Origin of the sequence: Methylobrevis pamukkalensis (genome assembly GCF_001720135.1) — a bacterium.
Classification (GTDB): Bacteria; Pseudomonadota; Alphaproteobacteria; order Rhizobiales; family Pleomorphomonadaceae; genus Methylobrevis; species Methylobrevis pamukkalensis.
In genome coordinates this window covers 1-1571 of record NZ_MCRJ01000247.1, presented here as the reverse complement: position 1 = coordinate 1571, position 1571 = coordinate 1, and the positions used below count along the sequence as shown (strand labels likewise).

Annotated in this window: 2 protein-coding genes; one reads left to right on the top strand and one right to left on the bottom strand. The window is 65.8% G+C overall.

Features of this window, described 5'->3' with window-relative positions:
• The coding region (locus A6302_RS20270; RefSeq protein WP_210183423.1) for a helix-turn-helix domain-containing protein at positions 1 to 351 on the top strand (351 nt) is incomplete at its 5' end.
• An 85-nt stretch (positions 352 to 436) separates the two neighbouring features.
• On the opposite strand, the gene A6302_RS20265 is transcribed toward A6302_RS20270, so the two are convergent.
• Positions 437 to 1345 (bottom strand): LysR family transcriptional regulator, encoded by a 909-nt coding sequence (locus tag A6302_RS20265; RefSeq protein ID WP_069308517.1) that lies wholly within the window; start codon positions 1343 to 1345, stop codon positions 437 to 439.
• Positions 1346 to 1571: the final 226 nt, after the last annotated feature.

Below are 1571 nucleotides of genomic sequence, written 5' to 3'. Positions count from 1 at the left end.
GTGCGCCCTTCGGTGTCGGCCCAGCGCCTGAGTGAAGCCCAGATGGACCGGCTCCTGGAGTTCGTCGAGGCGCATCTGGAAGACGATCTCTCCGTCGAGGACCTCGCAAAAGCCCTGGATCTGAGCCGGTTCCACTTTTCGAGGATCTTCAGGACGACGACGTCCCAGTCCCCCTATCAGTTCCTTCTGGAACGGAGGATCAGGCGGTCCACGGATCTGCTGCGCTCGTCGACCCTCTCCATCGCAGAGATTGCAACGAAATGCGGGTTCCGCAGCGTGCCGCAGTTCGAGGAAGCCTTTCGGCGCGGCATCGGTGTCCGACCCATCCGATACCGGGCCGATCTGGAATAGGGTGTGAGTACTTGAACGATCGCGAGGGAATGACGGATACAGGTGGCGTGACGTGGTTCAGGCGGCGGTGCTCACTGTCTGAGGACTAGACGCTGCCCGCAGCGTTTCGGGCAACGGCTCCGTCCACGGCGGCCTCCACGAAATCGGCGAATGCGCGCGCCTTGGCGCTTGCCAGCCGTCCCGTCGGAAACACCGCCCACAGGTCGACGGGGGGAAGCTCCCAGTCGTCGAGCACGCGAACGACAGCGCCGCACGCCAGTTCGGGGGCGAACATCCAGTCCGAGTTGACGGTCAGTCCCATGTCGGCAAGCACGGCGGCACGGATGCCCTCCGCCGCACTGACGCGGATGCGGCCGCGGATCGCGACCGAGGCTTCGGTGCCGTCCTTGCGGAACATCCAGCCGCTTTCAAGCTGGCTGTAGACGATGGCCTCGTGCGCCGCGAGGTCTGCCGGCACGGACGGGGTTCCGGCGCGGCCGAGATAGGCGGGGGTTGCGATGACGGATCGCCGCCCCCGCGCAAGCCGCCGTGCCACCGCCGTGGAATCCGCCAGCTGGCCCATCCGGAGCGACACATCAATGCCTTCGGACACGAGGTCGATGACACGGTCGTCGAGGACGATGTCGATCTCCAGGCCCGGATGCCGGGCAAGGAATTCCGGCAGCCGCGGCACGACCAGCAGCCGTGCAAAGGTGGTGGCCGCCGAGACGCGCAGCCGACCTGTCAGGCCGGCTCCCGCGCCCCGCGCCTCCAGTTCCGCCTCGTCGGCCCCCTCGATCACCGTCCGTGCGCGCTCGTAGAAGCGCAGCCCTGCGTCCGTCGGGGCGAGGCCATGGGTCGATCGGACCAGCAGCCGCACCTGAAGCCTGTCCTCCAACTGCGCGATCGTTTTCGAGATCGCCGGCTGTCCGACGCCGATGTGCCGGGCCGCGGCCGAGAACGATCCTGTCTCCACCACCCGCACGAAGGCGGCCATCGCCTGCAGCCTGTCCATGGTGCCTATTCTCCGGAAGAATAAGCACTATCGCTTCAAGGCTTCTGCCGCAAGTTGGCAGGAATGGTCACAACTCTCTCCATCGACAACAGACCGTTCGATGGAGACAGGGATGATCGAAGTTCACGCATTCGCCACGCCCAACAGCGTCAAGGTCCCGATTGCGCTGGAAGAGATGGGCCTGGCCTACGACCTGAAGCCGGTCAACGTCCGCAAGGGGGAGCAG

Bases quoted from the DNA above. Each gene is read 5' to 3' on its own strand.
- A6302_RS20265 (WP_069308517.1), bottom strand. From the start codon at position 1,345: ATGGACAGGCTGCAGGCGATGGCCGCCTTCGTGCGGGTGGTGGAGACA.